The sequence below is a fragment of the Klebsiella sp. A52 genome (assembly GCF_018388785.1).
GTDB lineage: Bacteria > Pseudomonadota > Gammaproteobacteria > Enterobacterales > Enterobacteriaceae > Klebsiella > Klebsiella aerogenes.
On sequence record NZ_CP074437.1, the window covers coordinates 4799498 to 4819808 of the forward strand.

The 20311-nt window shown below is 57.2% G+C and carries 22 protein-coding genes and 1 riboswitch; of the genes, 12 read left to right on the forward strand and 10 right to left on the reverse strand.

Going from position 1 to position 20311, the window contains the following annotated elements; genetic code table 11:
- The first annotated feature begins 14 nt into the window (after positions 1-14).
- The 3 genes from KGA69_RS22690 (at position 15) to ybiJ (ending at position 1209) form a co-directional block, all read left to right on the forward strand.
- A complete protein-coding gene (locus KGA69_RS22690) occupies positions 15-278 on the forward strand; it encodes a YdgH/BhsA/McbA family protein (RefSeq protein ID WP_113373909.1) in 264 nt (87 codons plus the stop codon).
- A gap of 119 nt (positions 279-397) precedes the next feature.
- The gene (locus KGA69_RS22695) at positions 398-664 is read left to right on the forward strand and encodes a DksA/TraR family C4-type zinc finger protein (RefSeq protein WP_213292683.1); all 267 of its coding nucleotides are present in this window, start codon (positions 398-400) and stop codon (positions 662-664) included.
- A gap of 284 nt (positions 665-948) precedes the next feature.
- Positions 949-1209, forward strand: coding sequence for a DUF1471 family protein YbiJ (gene ybiJ, locus KGA69_RS22700; protein ID WP_045395040.1), 261 nt, complete (start codon positions 949-951; stop codon positions 1207-1209).
- A gap of 102 nt (positions 1210-1311) precedes the next feature.
- Here ybiJ and ybiB read toward each other — a convergent pair whose 3' ends face one another.
- The 3 genes from ybiB to rhlE all read right to left on the reverse strand — a co-directional run bounded on the left by ybiB (position 1312) and on the right by rhlE (position 6017).
- Positions 1312-2280, reverse strand: a complete 969-nt coding sequence (gene ybiB, locus KGA69_RS22705) for a DNA-binding protein YbiB (protein ID WP_045395041.1) — start codon at positions 2278-2280, stop codon at positions 1312-1314.
- A 50-nt stretch (positions 2281-2330) separates the two neighbouring features.
- Positions 2331-4475 carry an ATP-dependent DNA helicase DinG gene (gene dinG / locus KGA69_RS22710; protein ID WP_063447324.1) on the reverse strand — a complete coding sequence of 715 codons (2145 nt, stop codon included), beginning with the start codon at positions 4473-4475 and terminating at the stop codon, positions 2331-2333.
- 195 nt (positions 4476-4670) lie between these two features.
- Positions 4671-6017, reverse strand: a complete 1347-nt coding sequence (gene rhlE / locus KGA69_RS22715; protein ID WP_045395043.1) for an ATP-dependent RNA helicase RhlE — start codon at positions 6015-6017, stop codon at positions 4671-4673.
- A gap of 259 nt (positions 6018-6276) precedes the next feature.
- Between rhlE and cecR the strand changes: the two genes are divergently transcribed.
- From cecR to KGA69_RS22740, 5 genes are all read left to right on the forward strand, one after another.
- A complete protein-coding gene (gene cecR, locus KGA69_RS22720) occupies positions 6277-6954 on the forward strand; it encodes a transcriptional regulator CecR (protein WP_045395044.1) in 678 nt (225 codons plus the stop codon).
- A complete protein-coding gene (hlyD, locus tag KGA69_RS22725) occupies positions 6951-7943 on the forward strand; it encodes a secretion protein HlyD (RefSeq protein WP_045395045.1) in 993 nt (330 codons plus the stop codon). The genes cecR and hlyD overlap by 4 nt, the downstream gene beginning before the upstream one ends.
- Positions 7936-9675 carry an ATP-binding cassette domain-containing protein gene (locus tag KGA69_RS22730; RefSeq protein ID WP_045395046.1) on the forward strand — a complete coding sequence of 580 codons (1740 nt, stop codon included), beginning with the start codon at positions 7936-7938 and terminating at the stop codon, positions 9673-9675. The genes hlyD and KGA69_RS22730 overlap by 8 nt, the downstream gene beginning before the upstream one ends.
- Positions 9665-10798: an ABC transporter permease gene (locus KGA69_RS22735; RefSeq protein ID WP_042895141.1), complete on the forward strand. Its 1134-nt coding sequence runs from the start codon at positions 9665-9667 to the stop codon at positions 10796-10798. Before KGA69_RS22730 ends, KGA69_RS22735 begins: the two co-directional genes overlap by 11 nt.
- An 89-nt stretch (positions 10799-10887) precedes the next feature.
- A complete protein-coding gene (locus tag KGA69_RS22740; protein WP_049059646.1) occupies positions 10888-11994 on the forward strand; it encodes an ABC transporter permease in 1107 nt (368 codons plus the stop codon).
- Here KGA69_RS22740 and KGA69_RS22745 read toward each other — a convergent pair.
- Positions 11956-12366 (reverse strand): YbhQ family protein, encoded by a 411-nt coding sequence (locus KGA69_RS22745; RefSeq protein WP_047049141.1) that lies wholly within the window; start codon positions 12364-12366, stop codon positions 11956-11958. The two genes, KGA69_RS22740 and KGA69_RS22745, sit on opposite strands and share 39 nt — an antisense overlap.
- Before the next feature lie 131 nt (positions 12367-12497).
- On the opposite strand from KGA69_RS22745, the gene KGA69_RS22750 reads away from it, so the two are divergent.
- From KGA69_RS22750 to KGA69_RS22760, 3 genes are read left to right on the forward strand one after another with little or no spacing between them, the layout of a single operon-like run.
- Complete coding sequence (locus KGA69_RS22750) at positions 12498-13259, forward strand: endonuclease/exonuclease/phosphatase family protein (RefSeq protein ID WP_045395048.1); 762 nt, start codon at positions 12498-12500, stop codon at positions 13257-13259.
- Positions 13256-14500: a cardiolipin synthase ClsB gene (gene clsB / locus KGA69_RS22755; RefSeq protein WP_015704806.1), complete on the forward strand. Its 1245-nt coding sequence runs from the start codon at positions 13256-13258 to the stop codon at positions 14498-14500. Before KGA69_RS22750 ends, clsB begins: the two co-directional genes overlap by 4 nt.
- Positions 14497-15462, forward strand: coding sequence for a lysylphosphatidylglycerol synthase domain-containing protein (locus tag KGA69_RS22760; RefSeq protein ID WP_045395049.1), 966 nt, complete (start codon positions 14497-14499; stop codon positions 15460-15462). Before clsB ends, KGA69_RS22760 begins: the two co-directional genes overlap by 4 nt.
- A 93-nt stretch (positions 15463-15555) precedes the next feature.
- On the opposite strand, the gene KGA69_RS22765 is transcribed toward KGA69_RS22760, so the two are convergent.
- From KGA69_RS22765 to moaA, 6 genes are all read right to left on the reverse strand, one after another.
- On the reverse strand, positions 15556-16260 hold the full coding sequence (locus KGA69_RS22765; protein ID WP_045395050.1) for a Bax inhibitor-1/YccA family protein: 705 nt from the start codon (positions 16258-16260) through the stop codon (positions 15556-15558).
- Between the two features lie 44 nt (positions 16261-16304).
- A complete protein-coding gene (moaE, locus tag KGA69_RS22770) occupies positions 16305-16757 on the reverse strand; it encodes a molybdopterin synthase catalytic subunit MoaE (RefSeq protein WP_045395051.1) in 453 nt (150 codons plus the stop codon).
- A 1-nt stretch (position 16758) separates the two neighbouring features.
- Positions 16759-17007 carry a molybdopterin synthase sulfur carrier subunit gene (gene moaD / locus KGA69_RS22775; RefSeq protein WP_015367604.1) on the reverse strand — a complete coding sequence of 83 codons (249 nt, stop codon included), beginning with the start codon at positions 17005-17007 and terminating at the stop codon, positions 16759-16761.
- Complete coding sequence (moaC, locus tag KGA69_RS22780; protein WP_015367605.1) at positions 17000-17488, reverse strand: cyclic pyranopterin monophosphate synthase MoaC; 489 nt, start codon at positions 17486-17488, stop codon at positions 17000-17002. Before moaC ends, moaD begins: the two co-directional genes overlap by 8 nt.
- 3 nt (positions 17489-17491) lie before the next feature.
- Positions 17492-18004, reverse strand: a complete 513-nt coding sequence (moaB, locus tag KGA69_RS22785; protein ID WP_045395052.1) for a molybdenum cofactor biosynthesis protein B — start codon at positions 18002-18004, stop codon at positions 17492-17494.
- 23 nt (positions 18005-18027) lie between these two features.
- Entirely contained in the window at positions 18028-19017 is a 990-nt protein-coding gene (moaA, locus tag KGA69_RS22790; RefSeq protein WP_063447328.1) for a GTP 3',8-cyclase MoaA, read from the reverse strand.
- A riboswitch (molybdenum cofactor riboswitch) is annotated at positions 19005-19142 on the reverse strand. Its footprint overlaps the gene before it by 13 nt.
- Before the next feature lie 208 nt (positions 19143-19350).
- On the opposite strand from moaA, the gene yvcK reads away from it, so the two are divergent.
- Positions 19351-20256, forward strand: a complete 906-nt coding sequence (gene yvcK, locus KGA69_RS22795; RefSeq protein ID WP_045395054.1) for a uridine diphosphate-N-acetylglucosamine-binding protein YvcK — start codon at positions 19351-19353, stop codon at positions 20254-20256.
- Positions 20257-20311 lie beyond the last annotated feature (55 nt).

Sequence of the window (20311 nt, forward strand, 5' to 3'; positions counted from 1 at the left end):
ATGAGGATATAGCCATGAGAACCTTTCTGTTCGTACCCGCTTTTATCGCGCTCGCCCTTCTCTCCTCATCCACTTTGGCCAACACCGCTGAAACCGCTCCGGTGGCCGTTGGTCCGCTGCGCCCGTCCGGCTCTGTTTCCGCCTCCGGCGCCAGCACCCTCGACGACTTACAAGCGCAACTGGCGCAAAAAGCCCACCAGCAGGGGGCGATTGCCTGGCGAATTAACGCCGCCGGCGGCGGCAATAAATTAGCCGGCACGGCGATTATTTATAAATAATTCTTCCGCTCTCGCCGGGAATACGCAGGCGGAAATCCCGGCTGCCGGGACTTGGCTGCTCATTTTTCGCCCCCATATTTTCTATACTGTTTATAGATTGCAAACACGAGGAGCGCATCATGGCATCAGGTTGGGCAAACGATGGGGCCGTCCAGGATCAAATTGACAGCACGGTAAACGATGCTGTCGCCCGCGCCCGTAGCGAGCTTCCTGGCGGCGAGAGCAACAAATTTTGTGAAGAATGCGGCGAGCCTATTCCGGAGGCGCGGCGCAAGGCGCTACCCGGGGTTAAATACTGCCTGAAGTGCCAGCAGGATAAAGATTTACATAACAATACATATTCAGGATATAATCGCCGCGGTTCCAAAGATAGCCAGCTGCGCTGACCTTCCTTTACCGTTCATTACCGCTGATTGCGCTATCTTTTCACGCACGTTTTTTGGCGAAAAAAGTAGCAAAATGTGCCTTTAGTTGCCATGGCAACTAGTTTGTCCCTCGACCGTAGCAATAGCGGAAAATAATTTATTAATAATCAATAAATTATTAATCATTCAAAAAATTCGATTAAGACTGTGAATTTCCTTCGATTTTATCTCGCGGCAAAAAACGTGATACTCATCACATCGACAGAACATCGTCCCCCTACAGAACACACTGCGAGAGATTAATTATGAAAAACATCAAATACGCTGCCGCTGCTATCGCCCTTTCCGCTCTGTCTTTCGGCGCATTCGCCGCTCAGCCGGTGACCTCCGCACAGGCAGAAAGCATGAATAAAATCGGCGTCGTTTCCGCTGAAGGCGCAACGACTCTGGATGGCCTGGAAGCCAAACTGGCTGCTAAAGCAGATGCCGCTGGCGCAACCGGCTACAGCATCACCTCCGCTAACACCAACAACAAAGTTAGCGGTACCGCGGTTATCTACAAATAATCGCAGCAACACTCTGAAATGCCACTGAATTAACCCTGAAAAGACCTTTTAAATACCCTTGTTTGCCCGTCCGAGCCACCGGACGGGCTTTTTTTTGTCCGTTTACCAGCGTTCGGCAACCTGCGCCAGGCCATGGGCGAGCGAAGTCGCCTGACCGGTGGCGACCAGGCAGCAGGCAAGCTGAATTTTCAGCGACTGCGGAACCGGCTCGCTACCGCTCACGCAGCGCTCAATCCAGCGCGCGGTGGTTTCGGGGTCTTTGGATTCCGGCAATGCCACTTTTTCCTGCGCAATCTCGTCGGCCCGCTCATGCAACACTCGGGTTCCCGCCGCATCAATCAGGTTAATTTGCGGGCAGCGCTGCGGGTTGGCATAGACTTCGCCTTCGGTACCGTGCATCAGCAACGCCCGACCACCGATCTGCGTAAAGAATGCCGCGACCTTGCTGATATATTCTGGATGCGAGACGCTCGACAGCCGCAGCGCGGCGTCTTCAGCGAACGGCGTCGCCAGCTTTGCCAGGGTATGCGCGCTATTGCGCACCCCCATCCGCCAACGCAATGCCAGCTGCTTTTCCAGCGCCGGGCACAGCGCGCCGACCGGGATATAGACCGGCTCATGGCTGTCGAGACGCGCCTGGGCCTGACCCGCGTGGGTGGTGGCCGGGATCCCCATCAGCGCAAATATGGTCTCGGTCAGGACGCGGGTTGGATCGTGGCTGACGCCGTGAACCACCACCGGGAAACCGAGTTTATGCAGCAGTACCGCCAGCAGCGGCGTCAGGTTGGCCTGTTTGCGCGCGCCGTTATAGCTGGGGATAACAATCGGCATCGGTTTCGCTACCGGTGGCGTCAGGCGGAGGGTCTGTAGCTGCATCGCCTCATAGAAGCCCTGCATTTCGGCTTCGCCTTCGCCCTTGATGCGCAGCGCAATGAGAATAGCGCCCAGTTCCAGATCGTCCACTTCGCCGTTTAACATCCGCGTATACAGCGCACGGGCCGTGGTTAAATCCAGGTCGCGAGCGTGATTTTTGCCGCGCCCGACTTCTTTGATGATTTTGGTGTAATCCATCGACTTGCTCCCTCCAGCGGTAGGCTCCGCCGACCGGACCGCTTATGCGCTTAGCGGCGTCGGCGACGCGTCTGTTTTGCTTTGCTTTTTACTATAACCTCGGGAACGCCCGGCTGCTCTATGGGAAATACCGGTAACGCATTTAACAATCGCGCGCCGTAATTTTTGGTCAGCAGGCGCTTATCGTAAATAATGACTTCGCCCCAGCACTGATGGCTACGGATCAGGCGCCCGACCTGTTGAATCAGGTTGAATGAGGCGCTCGGCAGGCTTTGCACCTCAAAGGGATAGCGGTTGAGGCTTTTCAACCACTCGCCTTCGGTGATCACCACCGGGCTGTCGATCGGCGGGAAGGCGATTTTATGGATATGCACCTGGCTTAACAGCTCGCCCTTTAAATCCAGCCCTTCGGCAAAAGATTGCAGGCCAACCAGCACGCTGCGCTCGCCGCCTTCAACGCGTTTACGATGCAGCTCGACCAGCCGATAGCGCGGCTGGTCACCCTGCACCAGCAGCATCAGGCGCAGATCGGTAACATGTTCCAGAAAGCGATTCATGGCACGCCCGCTGGCGAACAGCACCAGCATACCAAGATGCTTTTTGCTCTCGACCTGTTCACGGAAAAAAGCCGCCATTTCGGCGATGTGCTGCTCTTCGTTATCAATAAGCGGCTCATAGCGCATCTGCGGAATAATAATTTTTCCCTGCTCGACGTGATTGAACGGCGAGTCCAGCGCCACGAAACGATCGCCCGCTTTTTCCTTCAGACCGCTCATCTCCTGCAGTCGCGAAAAGCTATTCAACGAACGCAGGGTCGCCGAGGTGACGACAATATGCGGCACGCTGCGCCACAGCAGGCGTTCGAGCTGATCGCTGACGCGGATCCCGACGCAGTGGAACCAGACATGGATCTGGCCGTCGCGAATCTCACGGGTGGCCCACTTGGTCACCGGGGCGCCGGAAGACTGCGCCATTGAGGCCAGCCGCCACAGCTTGCTCTGGCTTTCGAACATGCCAAGGGCCCGGTTCATCTGCAGCAGGATACGATGCAGGCGCACCACGTCGTGGCTGCCGGTCTTTTCACTGAGATCGTTGAGAAACAGCTCTGCCAGCCCGCGCAGCATTTCGGTGAGCTTGGCCAGCCGCTGACAAATCTCCATGACTTCCTGCGGCAGTTCGCCCATCGGGAAGCGATGCTCCGCCTCCTGGGCGGCTGGCATATAGAGATTGAGAATATTATTGAGCGAGGCGATAAGCTCATACAGCTCTTCGCAGTGTTCGTTCAACCGTTCCGGATTGGCCAACGGCGGCGCGGTCTTCGGACGGAACTGCTCCATGCAGGTCGCCACCAGCTTGCTGAACAGATCCAGCTGCAGCCGGTACCAGGGCGCGGTTATCTCCGCGCTCATCTCTAAGGCATCGCGGGCGACGTCCGGGAGATGGTGGCCTTCATCAAGCACCAGCAGCAGGTTTTTCGGCTCCGGCAGCACCGCTTCGCTCTCCATCGCCGCCATCACCAGCGCATGGTTGGCCACCACCACTTCCGCTTCCTGAATTTCGCGGCGGGCCACGAAAAACGGGCATTCACGGTAGTAGTGGCAGTTGCGGTTAAGACAGCTGGCTTTATCGGTGCTCAGCCGCCCCCACAGGGCGTCGTCAATGGGCTTATCGGTATGGTCGCGCAGGCCGTCCCATTTATAGCCGTCGAGATCGGTTTTCAGCGTCGCGCACAGCTTTTGTTCGGCCTGGTTTTTTGGCGTCAGATCGTCATCGAGGAACGCCAGCAGGTCCTGCTGCGTCGCCTCGGTGCTGGCCAGCGCCGCCAGATTACGCGGACAAACGTAGCGGCCGCGGCCAAAGGCGGCGGTAAAGCGCAGGTCGGGAATAATCTTGCGCAGCAGCGGCAGGTCTTTACTGTAGATTTGATCCTGCAGCGCGACGTTGGCGGTACTGACCACCAGCGTTTTTTGTTCCTCACGGGCGATGGCGATGCCGGGGATCAGATATGACAGCGTTTTGCCGACGCCGGTCGGCGCTTCGATAGCCAGATGCCGCCCCTCTTCCCCGGCGAGCGTTTTCGCTACATCGGCGATCATCTGCCGCTGCGGGGCTCGGGGGATAAAGTCCGGGATCTGTTCCTGAAGCGCCTTATACCAGGCGGCGATTTGCGCTTTTAGCGCAGCGGTCAAAGCCATGAGAAAACCTGAATACTGTATAAACAGCCACTATTGTGCCATTTTTGCCGGCCAGGAGGTATTGCTTTCTGTAAGGGGTGGAATCGCGCTCGATAAAAAGCGCGATGAACGGCAAAAAAACGGCCCGCCGCCGCGCACGCGGGCAGACGAGCCGTGATGATGCCTGAGCGCTTTATCGTCCCAGGCGACAGCGTCTTATTCGCCGGCAGGTTTACGCGGGCGACGACGACGCGGTGGTTTACCGTCCTGGGTACGCGCTTTCGGCGCTTCACCATCCTGACGGCGCGGCGCCTGTTGGCTACGGCCCTGGCTCTGACCGCCGCGTCCCTGTCCCTGCCCCTGACCGCGGCCTCCGCCGCCACGCTGCTGACGACCGTTTTGAATCGGCTCCGCTTTAATCGACGGATCCGGCTCATAACCGGCAATAGCAATACGCGGGATCTCTTTTTTCAGCAGGCGTTCGATATCACGCAGCAGCTTATGCTCGTCCACGCAGACCAGCGACAGCGCTTCGCCGGTCGCCGCCGCGCGGCCGGTACGGCCAATACGGTGTACATAATCTTCCGGCACGTTCGGCAACTCATAGTTAACCACGTGCGGTAGCTCTTCGATGTCGAGCCCGCGCGCGGCGATGTCGGTGGCGACCAGCACACGAATGCCGCCGGATTTAAAGTCAGCCAGCGCGCGGGTACGCGCGCCCTGGCTCTTGTTGCCGTGGATAGCGGCGCTACGGATACCGTCTTTATTCAGTTGCTCCGCCAGATGGTTGGCGCCGTGCTTGGTGCGGGTAAAGACCAGCACCTGCTGCCAGTTGCCTTCGCCAATCAGCTGCGAGAGCAGTTCACGCTTACGTTTCTTATCCACAAAGTGAACGTGCTGGGTGATCTGCTCAGAGGCGGTGTTTCGGCGCGCCACTTCGACTTCCAGCGGGTTATGCAGCAGTTTTTCCGCCAGCGCTTTGATCTCGTCGGAGAAGGTAGCGGAGAACAGCAGGTTTTGACGACGCGGCGGCAGTTTAGCCAGCACGCGGCGGATGTCGTGGATAAAGCCCATGTCCAGCATGCGGTCGGCTTCATCCAGTACCAGCACTTCAACTTTATCCAGGCTGACCGCGTTCTGGTGCTCGAGATCCAGCAGACGGCCCGGGGTGGCGACGAGGATATCGACGCCGCCGCGCAGTTTCATCATCTGCGGGTTGATGCTCACGCCGCCGAAGACCACCAGCGAGCGGATATTCAGATATTTGCTGTAGTCGCGGACGTTTTCGCCCACCTGCGCCGCCAGTTCGCGGGTCGGCGTCAGGATCAGGGCGCGCACCGGACGGCGCCCCTTCGCGTGCGGCTGCTCCTGGGTCAGGCGCTGCAGCAGCGGCAGCGTAAAACCGGCGGTCTTGCCGGTCCCGGTCTGGGCGCTGGCCATCAGATCGCGGCCCTGCAGTACTGCCGGGATCGCCTGCTGCTGGATAGGGGTCGGCTCAACGTAGCCCTGCTCGGCGACGGCGCGCAGGATATCGGGATTCAGGCCAAGGGAATCAAAAGACATAACAACTCCGAACCGCCCCGGCCCGTTTAAGGGCGTAGTTTTCAGGGAGATTATTGCGATAGAGATGGCAAAAACCACAATGCCATGAAGGGGCGCAGTCTAGCAGATTTTGTGACGAACCGCATAAAATATCCCCGCAGGAATTACCAGCAAAATAATGCACGCTTGCGCCGGGTAACTTTTAGTATTCATCATGATGGACAGTTCAGCGAATCGCCTCTATTCTTAATCAATCGATTGATTAATTTTTTAGAGTGCGATGAACAGTACCTCCGTGACCAGTAAAGGCGAACAAGCCAAAAGCCAGCTTATCGCCGCCGCCATCGCGCAATTCGGCGAGTATGGCCTCCATGCGACGACCCGCGATATCGCCGCGCAGGCCGGGCAAAATATCGCTGCTATCACCTATTATTTCGGTTCGAAAGACGACCTGTATCTCGCCTGCGCGCAGTGGATTGCCGACTGTATCGGCGAGAATTTCCGCCCGCATGCCGAAGCGGCCGAAGCCCTGCTCGCCCAGACGCCCCCCGACAAACCGGCGCTGCGGGAATTGATTCTGCGCAGCTGCCGCGATATGAGTCTGCTGCTGACCCAGGACGACACGGTCAACCTCAGCAAATTTATCTCTCGCGAGCAGCTCTCCCCTACGGCGGCTTACCAGCTTATCCACCAGCAGGTTATCGCCCCGCTACATAGCTATTTGACGCGGCTTATCGCCGCCTGGACCGGGCGCGATGCCAACGATACGCAAATGATTCTGCACACCCACGCCCTGCTTGGCGAGGTGCTGGCCTTCCGCCTCGGGCGGGAAACCATTTTACTGCGTACCGGCTGGGCGCAGTTCGATCAACAAAAGGCTGAACAAATTTTTCAGGTGATTACCTGTCATATCGATTTCATTCTGCAAGGGTTAGCGCAAAGGAGCCTGGGATCATGAAAAAACCCGTCGTCGTTCTACTGGTCGTCATCGTGCTCGCCGCGATCGGCGGCGCCTGGTGGTGGTATCAAAGCAGCCAGGCGAAAGATCTCACTCTCTATGGCAATGTCGATATTCGCACTGTGAATATGAGCTTCCGCGTCGGCGGACGGCTGGCAACCCTGAACGTCGATGAAGGCGATGAAATTCGCCGCGGGCAAACCCTCGGCGAACTTGACCGCGCGCCGTATGAGAACGCGCTGCAGCAGGCGCAGGCCAACGTCTCCACCGCCCAGGCGCAGTACGATTTGATGATGGCGGGCTACCGTGCCGAAGAGATTGCGCAGGCGGCGGCCGCGGTTAATCAGGCTCAGGCCGCCTGGGTCTATGCGCAGAATTTTTATCAACGTCAGCTCGGCCTGCGCGCCAGCAGCGCGATTTCAGCCAACGACCTCGAAAACGCCCGTTCTTCACGCGATCAGGCGCAGGCGACCCTAAAATCGGCGCAGGACAAACTGCGTCAATATCGCGCCGGTAACCGCCCGCAGGAAATTGCCCAGGCCAAAGCCAGCCTTGAACAGGCGCAGGCAGCCCTGGCGCAGGCCAAACTGGACCTGCACGATACCGTACTGACCGCGCCATCCGACGGTACCCTGATGACCCGAGCCGTAGAGCCCGGCACCATGTTGAACGCCGGCGGCACGGTGTTGACGCTATCGTTAACCCATCCGGTTTGGGTACGCGCCTACGTTGACGAGAAAAACCTTGGCCAGGCGCAGCCGGGGCGCGAAGTACTGCTGTATACCGATAGCCGGCCGAACAAGCCCTATCATGGTAAAATCGGCTTTGTCTCCCCCAGCGCCGAATTCACGCCGAAGACCGTGGAAACACCGGATTTGCGTACCGATCTCGTCTACCGCCTGCGCATCGTGGTGAACGACGCCGACGGCGCGCTGCGTCAGGGCATGCCGGTCACCGTCTCCTTCAGCAACGGAAACGGGCATGAGTAAGGACGCGATAACTTTAACCGGACTGACACGCGGTTTTCCCGGTATGGACCGACCCGCGGTCGCGCCGCTGAACTGTACCATTCACTCAGGCTACGTCACAGGGCTCGTCGGCCCCGATGGAGCGGGTAAAACGACGCTGATGCGAATGCTGGCCGGTTTACTTAAGCCTGATGAGGGCAGCGCCAGCGTTATCGGCTTCGATCCGCTCAAGGACGACAGCGCGCTGCACGCGGCGCTCGGCTATATGCCGCAGAAATTCGGCCTGTATGAAGATCTGACGGTGATGGAAAACCTGAACCTGTACGCCGATCTGCGCAGCGTCACCGGCGAGGCGCGGAAGAAAATATTCGAGCGCCTGCTGGAATTCACTTCTCTTGGCCCTTTCACCGGGCGATTAGCCGGCAAACTCTCCGGCGGCATGAAGCAAAAACTGGGGCTCGCCTGTACGCTGGTAGGCGATCCGAAAGTGCTGCTGTTAGATGAGCCCGGCGTCGGAGTCGATCCTATCTCGCGCCGCGAGCTGTGGCAGATGGTCCACGAACTGGCCGGCGACGGCATGCTAATTTTGTGGAGCACCTCTTATCTCGATGAAGCCGAGCAGTGCCGCGATGTGCTGCTGATGAACGAAGGTAAATTGCTTTACCAGGGCGAACCGAAGGCGCTGACGCAAACCATGGCCGGGCGCAGCTTTCTGGTCTCCAGCCCGCAGGAAAACAACCGCCGTCTGCTGCAGCGAGCGCTGAAACTCCCGCAAATTAGCGATGGCGTGATTCAGGGCAAATCGGTGCGTTTGATTCTGAAAAAGGAAGCCCGCATTGATGAAGTTCAGCAACATAACGACATGCCGCCGCTACAGGTGGCCGAAACCGCGCCGCGTTTTGAAGACGCCTTTATCGACCTGTTAGGCGGCGCCGGAACCGCCGAGTCGCCGCTGGGAGAGATTATTCATCACGTGGACGGCAGCAAAGACGAAACGGTCATTGAAGCACGGTCGTTAACGAAAAAGTTTGGTGATTTCGCCGCCACCGATCACGTCGATTTCCAGGTTAAGCGCGGTGAGATTTTCGGCCTGCTCGGCCCCAACGGCGCCGGTAAATCCACGACCTTCAAAATGATGTGCGGCCTGCTGGTGCCGACCGACGGAAAAGCGCTGGTGCTGGGGATGGATCTCAAGGTTAGCTCCGGTAAAGCGCGCCAGCATCTGGGCTATATGGCGCAAAAATTCTCGCTGTATGGCAACCTCAGCGTCGAGCAGAACCTGCGTTTTTTCTCCGGCGTTTACGGCCTACGCGGCCGGGCGCAAAATGAAAAAATCGCGCGCATGAGCGATGCCTTCGGCCTGAAAAGTATCGCCAGCCACGCCGCCGATGAGCTACCGCTCGGCTACAAGCAGCGGCTGGCGCTGGCCTGCTCGCTGATGCATGAACCCGACATCCTGTTTCTCGATGAACCCACCTCCGGCGTCGACCCGCTTACTCGCCGCGAATTCTGGCTGCATATCAACAGCATGGTCGATAAAGGGGTTACGGTGATGGTGACTACCCACTTTATGGATGAGGCGGAATACTGCGACCGCATCGGGCTGGTCTACCACGGTAAGCTTATCGCCAGCGGCACGCCGGACGCGCTGAAGGCGCAGGCGGCGAATGACAGTCAGGCGGATCCCACCATGGAACAGGCGTTTATTACCCTGATTAACCAATGGGACAAGGAAAACGGTCATGAGCAATAGCATTCTCTCCTGGCGACGGGTTCGCGCGCTGTGCGTCAAAGAGACCCGGCAGATCGTCCGCGATCCCAGCAGTTGGCTGATTGCGGTGGTGATCCCGCTACTCCTGCTGTTTATCTTCGGCTACGGCATTAACCTCGACTCCAGTAAACTGCGGGTCGGCGTATTGCTGGAACAGCAGAGCGAAGAGGCGCTGGACTTTGTCCATACCATGACCGGCTCGCCCTACATCGACGCCACCGTCAGCGATAATCGCCAGCAGTTGATTGAGCTGATGCAGGCCGGGCGCATTCGCGCGATGGTCGTCATTCCCGTCGATTTTGACCGTCAGATGGCCCGCGCCGGCGCCAATGCGCCGATTCAGTTGATTACCGACGGCAGCGAGCCTAACACCGCTAACTTCGCGCAGGGCTACGTCGAAGGTATCTGGCAGATCTGGCAACAGCAGCGGGCGGAAGACCGCGGTGAAACCTTTGAACCGCTTATTGACGTGCAGATGCGCTACTGGTTTAACCCAGCGGCCATCAGTCAGCACTTTATTATCCCCGGCGCAATTACCATCATCATGACCGTGGTCGGCGCGATATTGACCTCTCTGGTGGTAGCGCGCGAATGGGAACGCGGCACCATGGAAGCGCTGCTATCCACCGAAATCACCCGCGCCGAACTGCTGCTGTGCAAGATAATTCCCTACTATTTCCTTGGCATGCTGGCGATGTTGCTGTGTATGCTGGTATCGGTATTTATTCTCGGCGTGCCCTATCGCGGCTCGCTGCTAATTTTGTTTGTCATCACCAGCCTGTTTTTGCTCAGTACGCTGGGAATGGGGCTACTGATCTCGACCATTACCCGCAACCAATTTAACGCCGCGCAGGTCGCGTTGAACGCCGCTTTTTTACCGTCGATTATGTTGTCGGGGTTTATTTTCCAGATAGACAGTATGCCGGCGGTGATCCGCGCGGTGACCTACGTGATCCCGGCGCGTTATTTCGTTAACACCCTGCAAAGCCTGTTTCTGGCGGGCAATATTCCCGTGGTGCTGCTGGTGAACGTGCTGTTTTTGATTGCTTCGGCGGTGATGTTTATCGGCCTGACGTGGCTTAAAACCAAACGGCGTCTGGATTAACCCTGGCGCTCGAATTTTGCCCGGTGGCGCTACGCTTAACGGGCCTACGATAGGTTTCGGTCGCCCGGGTCCGACATGAGGAAGGTTCTATGTTTCATCGTTTATGGACATTAATCCGCAAAGAGCTGCAGTCGCTGCTGCGCGAACCGCAAACGCGGATGATTTTAATCATGCCGGTGCTGATTCAGGTACTGCTGTTTCCCTTTGCTGCCACGCTTGAGGTGACCAACGCTACCATCGCTATCTATAACGAAGATAGCGGCCGCCACGCGGTGGAGCTCACCCAGCGCTTTGCCCGCGCAAAGGCCTTTACCCACGTCCTGCTTCTGAAAAGCCCGCAGGAGATCCAGCCGACCATCGATGAACAAAAAGCCCTGCTCGTGGTGCGCTTCCCGGCGGATTTCTCGCGTAATCTCGACAACTATCAAACCGCCCCGCTACAGCTACTGCTCGACGGGCGTAACTCCAACAGCGCGCAAATCGCCGCTAACTATCTACAGCAGATTGTTAAAAACTATCAGCAGGATCTGCTGCAGGACAAAGCGAAACCGAACAACAGCGAACTGGTGGTGCGCAACTGGTACAACCCGAATCTCGACTATAAATGGTTCGTGGTGCCGTCGCTTATCGCCATGATCACCACCATCGGGGTGATGATCGTAACGTCGCTGTCGGTGGCTCGCGAGCGCGAACAGGGCACCCTCGATCAGCTGCTGGTTTCACCGCTCGCCACCTGGCAAATATTCGTTGGCAAAGCGGTACCGGCGCTGATAGTCGCCACGATGCAGGCGACTATCGTGCTGGCAATCGGCATCTGGGCCTATCAGATCCCATTTGCCGGCTCGCTGCTGCTGTTCTATTTCACCATGCTGATTTACGGACTCTCTCTGGTGGGCTTTGGCTTATTGATTTCTTCGCTGTGTTCAACCCAGCAGCAGGCATTTATCGGCGTGTTCGTCTTTATGATGCCGGCGATTCTGCTTTCCGGCTACGTTTCACCGGTAGAAAACATGCCGCAGTGGCTGCAGGACATCACCTGGATCAACCCTATCCGGCACTTTACCGATATCACCAAACAAATTTATCTGAAGGATGCGAGTCTGAAGATTGTGTGGGGAAGTTTGTGGCCGCTATTAGTCATAGCGGCCACTACCGGCTCAGCGGCGTATGCGATGTTCCGAAGAAAGATTGCCTAGTTTTTTATCTTTCGCCAGCAGCGATACCACCGCCGGGCCTGCCAGTATGACCAGCCCGGCGAGGGCCAGCAGCAGGTTGTTGTGCAGCACGCGCGACAACAACCAGAGCACTATCATGGCGGCGCCGAAGTACCAGGTTGTGGTGAGCTCCTCAAGGAAGTCCCCCACGTCGCGCCAGCGCGCTTCATGGTGACGCTGTAAAAACAGCATCGCCAGCAGGGTGACGCCGTACAGTACGCACAGCCCTAATCCGACGCGCACCAGCGCGCCGCTCATCCAACCCATCACCAGTACTGCCACGACCAGTAGATGCAACATAATCTGCCAGCAACTAAGACCTGTTGCGACGCGTACACGTTGTTGCCACTTCATGGCTTCTCTCCTGAAGGATTTTTCTCTGCTACTCAGAGTACCGCACTTTACGGAAAATTCCGTATCACCGCATCTTTTTGTGACGTCTACTACACTATTTTATTCAGGAAAGTGACATTAACTGGAGAATTATGGCTGAGCCAACGTCGCGAATTTCGGTGAACGTGCTGACAATTAACACTCATAAAGGCTTTACGGCGTTTAATCGGCGTTTTATTTTGCCCGAACTGCGCGAGGCCGTTCGCAGCGTCAGCGCCGACATAGTTTGCCTACAGGAAGTGATGGGCGCGCACGAAGTGCACCCTTTGCATATCGAAAACTGGCCTGACACCACCCATTACGAGTTTCTTGCCGACACCATGTGGAGCGATTACGCCTACGGGCGCAACGCGGTCTACCCCGAAGGCCATCACGGCAATGCGGTACTGTCGCGCTTTCCCATTGAATACTATGAAAATCGCGATATCTCAGTCGGCAATGGCGAAAAACGCGGCCTGCTTTACTGTCGCATCGTACCTCCGCGCAGCGGCGTGACGATCCACGTCATCTGCGTGCATCTCGGTCTTCGCGCGCACCAGCGGCAGGCACAGCTAACGATGCTGGCGGAATGGGTCAATACGCTACCGGTAGGCGATCCGGTGGTAGTAGCTGGTGATTTCAACGACTGGCGCCAGCAGGCTAATCAGCCCTTAAAAGCGCAGGCGGGGCTTGAGGAGATTTTTACTCGCGCCCGCGGGCGGCCGGTGCGCACCTTTCCGGTCGCTTTCCCGCTGCTGCGCCTCGATCGTATTTACGTTAAGAATGCTCATGCCAGCCATCCGAAGGCGCTGGCTCTTAAACACTGGCGGCATCTGTCCGATCATGCGCCCCTGAGCGTGGAGATACATCTGTGAAATGTCGCTGGCAGGAAGGCAATCGTATTACCCTACTGGAGAATGGCGACCAGTATTATCCGGCGTTATTCGCCGCCATTGGCCGCGCGCAGCGCAAGGTGATCCTCGAATCCTTTATCTGGTTTGAAGATGAGGTGGGCTGGCGCCTGCATGCGGTGCTGCTGAAAGCCGCCCGCCGCGGTATTCAGGTGGAAGTGCTGCTCGACGGCTACGGCTCGCCTGATCTCAGCGATGAGTTTGTTGGCGAACTCACCGCCGCTGGCGTGGTCTTCCGCTACTACGATCCGCGCCCCCGGCTAATGGGTATGCGTACCAATTTATTCCGCCGCATGCATCGAAAAATCGTGGTGATTGACGACACAACGGCGTTTGTCGGCGGCATCAACTACTCTGCCGAGCACATGAGCGATTACGGTCCGGAGGCGAAACAGGATTATGCCGTGCAGGTTGAGGGGCCGGTGGTGCTCGATATTCTCCAATTCGAGCTGGAGAACCTGCCCACCAGCGAGGCAGCCCGCCGCTGGTGGCGTCGCCGTCGCCATCAGCCGGAAATTAACCAAACCCCTGGCGAAGCGCAGGCACTATTTATCTGGCGTGATAATCACGAACATCGTGACGATATTGAACGTCACTATCTGAAGATGCTGACCAGCGCCCGCCGCGAGGTCATCATCGCCAACGCCTATTTCTTTCCCGGCTACCGTCTGCTGCACGCCATGCGCAATGCCGCCCGGCGCGGCGTACGAGTCAAGCTGATTGTCCAGGGCGAGCCGGATATTCCGATTGTTAAGTTTGGCGCCCATCTGCTGTACCACTACCTGATTAAAGGCGGCGTTCAGGTGTATGAATACCGCCGCCGTCCGCTGCATGGCAAGGTAGCGCTGGCGGACGACCACTGGGCCACCGTCGGTTCAAGTAACCTCGACCCGCTGAGCCTGTCGCTGAATCTGGAGGCCAATCTGATTATCCACGACCGCGAGTTCAACCAGACCCTGCGCGATAATCTCAACGGCCTTATCGCCAGAGATTGCCAGCAGATAGATAAGTCCATGCTGCCAAAACGCAACTGGTGGCGGCTCGGCGTCAGCGTGCTGGCCTTCCACTTTCTACGCCACTTCCCCGCCTGGGTCGGTTGGCTGCCGGCGCATACCCCGCAATTAGCCAGGGTCAGCCCGCCAGTGCAGCCGGAAATTGAAACCCAGGACCGGGTAGAAACGCAAACCAGAGACAATCCGCTATGAGCAAATCGCATCCCCGCTGGCGGATGGCGAAAAGAGTGCTGACCGCGCTCTTTTTTATCGCCGTCATCGTATTGCTGGTGATTTACGCGCAAAAGGTCGACTGGCAGGATGTATGGAAGGTCATCCGCGGCTACGATCGTCTGGCGCTATTTAGCGCCGTTGGGTTGGTTATCGTCAGTTACCTGATTTATGGCTGCTACGATCTGCTCGGGCGAGCCTGGTGCGGCCATAAGCTGGCAAAAAAACAGGTGATGCTGGTATCGTTTATCTGCTACGCCTTTAACCTGACGCTGAGTACCTGGGTTGGCGGGATCGGAATGCGCTATCGGCTATACTCGCGGCTGGGGCTGAACGGCAGCACCATTACCCGTATTTTCTCGCTTAGCATTACCACCAACTGGCTGGGCTATATTCTTCTGGGCGGCGTCATATTCACCGCGAATCTGGTGACGCTGCCGCCGCACTGGTACATCAGTCAAACTACGCTACGTATTATTGGCAGCGTTCTGCTGCTTTTTACCCTACTCTATCTTTTCGCTTGCGCCTTCGCTAAACGCCGCCACATGACGATTAAGGGGCAGCGGCTGGTGCTGCCCTCTTTTCGTTTCGCTCTACTACAGATAGGGATTTCGGCGGCGAACTGGATGGTGATGGGGGCGATTATCTGGCTGCTCCTGGGCAGCGAGATTAACTATTTTCTGGTGCTGGGCGTGTTGCTGGTGAGCAGTATCGCCGGTGTTATCGTTCATATTCCCGCCGGAATTGGCGTGCTGGAGGCGGTGTTTATCGCCATGCTCTCCGGCGAGTCGATTTCGAAGGGGGCGATAATCGCCGCTCTGCTGGCGTGGCGCGCGCTGTACTATTTTCTGCCGTTGCTGCTGGCGACCGTCGCCTATCTGGTGCTGGAGAGTCGGGCGAAAAAGCTGCGGCAGAAGAACGAACGCAAGCTGGCCCGCGGATGAAACGGCCCGGTTGCGCTCACCGGGCGACATTTTTGCGGATTGCCTGGATTGGTAGCCCGGATAAGGCGCATCGCGCCGCTATCCGGGATAACATTAACGGCGGTTGCCGAAGATACGCAGCAGCATCAGGAACAGGTTGATGAAGTCCAGATACAGCGTTAAAGCGCCGAGAATCGAATATTTACGCAGCGTGGCGCTATCGCGGGTATCAATCTGCTCGCCGATGTTTTTCAGCTTCTGGGTATCGTAGGCGGTCAGGCCGACAAACACCACCACACCAATGTAAGTCACCGCCCACATCAGCGCTTCGCTCTTCAGCCACAGGTTAACCAACGACGCCAGCACGATACCAATCAGCCCCATAAACAGCATGCTGCCGAAGCCGCTCAGATCGCGCTTGGTGGTGTAACCATACAGGCTCATCGCGCCGAACATCCCGCCGGTCACCACAAAAGTGCTGGCGATAGACGAATAGGTATAAACGATAAAGATGCTCGCTAAGGTTAGCCCGGTCAGCGCCGAATAAAGCATAAATAGCGTTGTCGCCATGCCCGCGCTTAAGCGCTGCACCATCCCCGAGAGCACAAACACCAGCGCCAGTTGGGCGATAATCAGCCCGAAGAAAGTGATTTTGCTTGAAAAGACGAACATCATGACCGCCGGGGTATTCGCCGCAAACCACGCGATAAACGCGGTTAACAACAACCCGACCGTCATCCAGCCGTAAACCTGCGCCATATAGGTCTGCAGGCCGCTGCGGCTCTGAACAATTGAATCGGAACGAGGGAATCTGTCCATGACTATCTCCTGATTAACAAGTTTCTCTCAGTAAGCGTATCACACTACCAGCGCTCTGCCGCCTGATGATCGCTGTCGCGGGCATCGACCCAGCGTTCGCCTTCCGGCGTCGCCTCGCGTTTCCAGAACGGCGCGCGGGTTTTCAGGTAATCCATAATGAACTCGCCGGCGGCGAAGGCGCTGCCGCGGTGGGCGCTGGTCACGCCAACAAAAACAATCTCTTCGCCCGGCCACATTTCGCCAATGCGATGGATAACCGTCACCCGACCAAGCGGCCAACGCTCCCGCGCCTGTTCGACGATTTCCGCCAGCAATTTCTCGGTCATGCCCGGATAGTGCTCCAGCGTCAGCGCTTTCACGCTGTCGCCGAGATTATGATTACGCACTTTGCCGGTGAAGGTGACCACCGCGCCGTCTTCATCGCGCTCGGCCAGCCACGGATACTCATCGCCGACGCAAAAGCGCGCCGGGCTAACCACGATACGAGTTTGCGTCATCTTAGCCCCCGGTGACCGGCGGGAAAAACGCCACTTCGTCGCCGCTCGCGACCGGATGGTCAAACGAGGTCAGCGTCTGGTTGACTGCCGCCAGCAATTTTCCCTCTTCCAGCGCCAGCGCCCAGCGGTCTCCGCGCGCGGCAAGCTGCTGACGCACGGCTTCAACGGTCGGCAATTCGCTGGCGTCGAGAGTCAGGGTATCGGTGCCAACCAGTTCGCGCACCTGGGCAAAAAACAGGACGTTAATCATGGGCTTCCTCCACCTTAAAATCGCCGGACTTACCGCCGCTTTTCGCCAGCAGACGTACCGGGCCAATCACCATATCTTTCTGTACCGCTTTACACATATCGTAAATCGTCAGCGCGGCAACCGAGGCCGCGGTCAGCGCTTCCATTTCTACGCCGGTTTTACCGGTCAGGCGGCAGAGTGACTCAATGCGCACGCGGTTATGTTCCGGCTGCGCCTGCAGGTTCACTTCTACTTTGCTGAGCATCAGCGGATGACACAGCGGGATCAGCTCCCAGGTACGTTTCGCAGCCTGGATCCCGGCGATACGCGCGGTGGCGAACACATCACCTTTATGGTGGCTGCCGTCAATAATCATCGCAAGCGTTGCGGCCTGCATTTCAACGTAAGCCTCAGCGCGCGCCTCGCGTACCGTTTCCGCTTTGCCGGAGACGTCAACCATGTGGGCTTCGCCCGCGGCGTTAATGTGGGTCAGTTGTGACATAAACTATTTCTTTAAATGAGGAATGAAGTTACACGGGCGAGTGCGTGCATCCAGCTGCGGCGCGATAATATTGTCCCACGCGGTGGCGCAGGCCTTAGTCGAGCCCGGCATGGCGAAAATCAGCGTGCGGTTGGCAACACCGGCAACGGCGCGGGACTGCAGCGTCGAGGTGCCAATCTCTTCAAACGAAAGCATACGGAACACTTCGCCAAAACCTTCGACCTCGCGGTCAAACAGCGGCAGCAGCGCTTCCGGCGCCTGATCGCCGTCGGTAAAACCGGTACCACCGGTGATCAGCACCACCTGCACCTCATCGCTGGCAATCCACGCCGAGACCTGGGCGCGAATCGCGTAGCGGTTCTCTTTCACAATCGCCTTATCGACGAGGGTATGTCCCGCTTCGTGCAGCGCATCGCGCAGCCAGTGGCCGGAGGTATCGTCCTCTTCGCCGCGGCGGTTGGAAACGGTAAGAATAGCAATACGGGTCGGGATAAACTCAGCGCTAGCCTGGCTCATCTGAATGCTCCTTTCGAAAACGATTATCCGCCAATATACGATAGATTCTGCGTAATACCGGTGTTGCCCTGGTGCAGGAAATGGGTCTGCTTTTTATGGGTTAAGGCTTCGGCTATCCGCGCTTCCAGCTCGGCCTGCTGCTCGTCCTCGGCCATCAGGTCGCGCAGATCTACGCCGCCTTCGCCAAACAGACACAGGTGCAGTTTGCCAACGGATGAGACGCGAAGACGGTTACAGGTGGCGCAGAAGTCTTTTTCATAGGGCATGATCAAGCCGATTTCGCCGGCGTAATCCGGATGGCAAAAGACCTGTGCCGGGCCATCGCTTCGCTGACGGATCTGATGGATCCAGCCGCGACGCAGCAGTTCATCGCGCAGCACCATGCCGGAAATGTGGTGACGGCGGAACAGGTCGCTGCCCTCGCCGGTTTCCATTAACTCAATAAAACGCAGCTGAATACGACGTGGTTTGATCCACGCGAGGAAGGTGTCGAGCTGGTGATGGTTGACATCACGCATCAGCACGGTGTTGACCTTAACCTTTTCAAAACCGGCGGCAAAGGCGGCGTCAATACCGTCCATCACCTGCTGGAATTTATCCTGACCGGTAATGACATGGAACTGGCGAGCGTCGAGGCTATCGACGCTGACGTTTATCGCCGTCAGCCCGGCATCGCGCCAGCGTTCGACATCGCGAGCCAGACGGTAACCATTGGTGGTCACCGCGATCTGACGAATCGCGCTGTTTTCACGCACGGCGGCAATAATCTCGGTAAAGTCGCGACGTAAAGAGGGTTCGCCGCCGGTAAGGCGGACTTTTTCCGTGCCAAGGGCGGAAAAAGCGCGCGTCACGCGGCGCACTTCGTCTACGCTAAGAAAGCCCTTGTTGGTCACGGCGCCGGGCTTGTAGCCATCCGGCAGGCAGTAGGTGCAACGAAAGTTACACACGTCGGTAATCGACAGGCGCAAGTAATAAAACTTACGCGCAAATGCATCAGTAAGCTGTGAGGCCATATACACCTTTCCAAGTACGGGAGGCGTGGTCATTTCTTTCCACGCCCTGGCGACAGCGCGGCTGCCGCGGCCAGAGCACCATATCTTGCGACACAGGTACTAAGGCTAGAGTGTTAGTTGGTTATGCCGATAGTAGCGCTTTCACGATGGTTTCGCCATTTTCATTTTCGCTATATAATCATCTATATATCGCTAATATCTTGCATTTTCAGTACAGAATAGCCAAAAATCACACTTTAACATTGATATCGGTCAGTTTGACGGAAACCGGGCATTATCTTTTAGGGGTAGATCGGATACGCTAAACCCGAACATTGAACAGAAGGAATTCGTATGCGCAATCGCACTTTCGCCGATCTGGACCGCGTCGTCGCCCTTGGCGGAGGCCATGGTCTGGGGCGGGTGATGTCGTCGCTCTCGTCGCTCGGCTCGCGCCTGACCGGCATCGTGACCACCACCGATAACGGCGGATCAACGGGGCGAATTCGCCGCTCGGAAGGGGGGATCGCCTGGGGCGATATGCGCAACTGCATTAATCAATTAATCGCCGAACCCAGCGTCGCTTCAGCAATGTTTGAGTACCGTTTTGGCGGCAATGGCGAGCTTTCCGGACATAACCTCGGAAATTTGATGTTAAAGGCGCTGGATCACCTGAGCGTACGGCCTTTAGAGGCCATCAATTTGATCAGAAATCTGCTTAAAGTAGATGCTTTCCTGATTCCGATGTCGGAACAACCAGTCGATCTGGTGGCGCTCGATCATGAAGGCCATGAAGTTTATGGTGAAGTGAATATCGATCAGTTGGATCACGTGCCTCAGGAACTGATGCTCAGCCCACCGGTGCCGGCGACTCGCGAAGCGGTTGAGGCCATCGCCGAGGCCGATCTGATCCTGATTGGGCCCGGAAGCTTCTACACCAGCCTGCTGCCCATTTTACTGCTCGACGAAATGGCCCAGGCGCTGCGGCGGACCCCGGCGCCCATGGTGTTTATCGATAACCTGGGTAAGGAACATAGCCCAGCCGCCAATCTGACGCTGGCGGACAGAATTACTATTCTGGAACATTACGTCGGCAAAAAAGTGATTGATGCCGCCATCGTCGGGCCGAAAGCCGATGTTAAGGGTATGGAAGAACGACTGGTGATTCAAACCGCGCTGGATGCCAGCGATGTCACCTATCGGCATGACCGCGTACTGCTTCGCCAGGCGCTGGAGCAGGCTATTCAGGCATTAGGTTAATCCTCAAGCGGCACTATTTTAAACAAGACGACGCCTCAGATTAAAATCTTAAGGT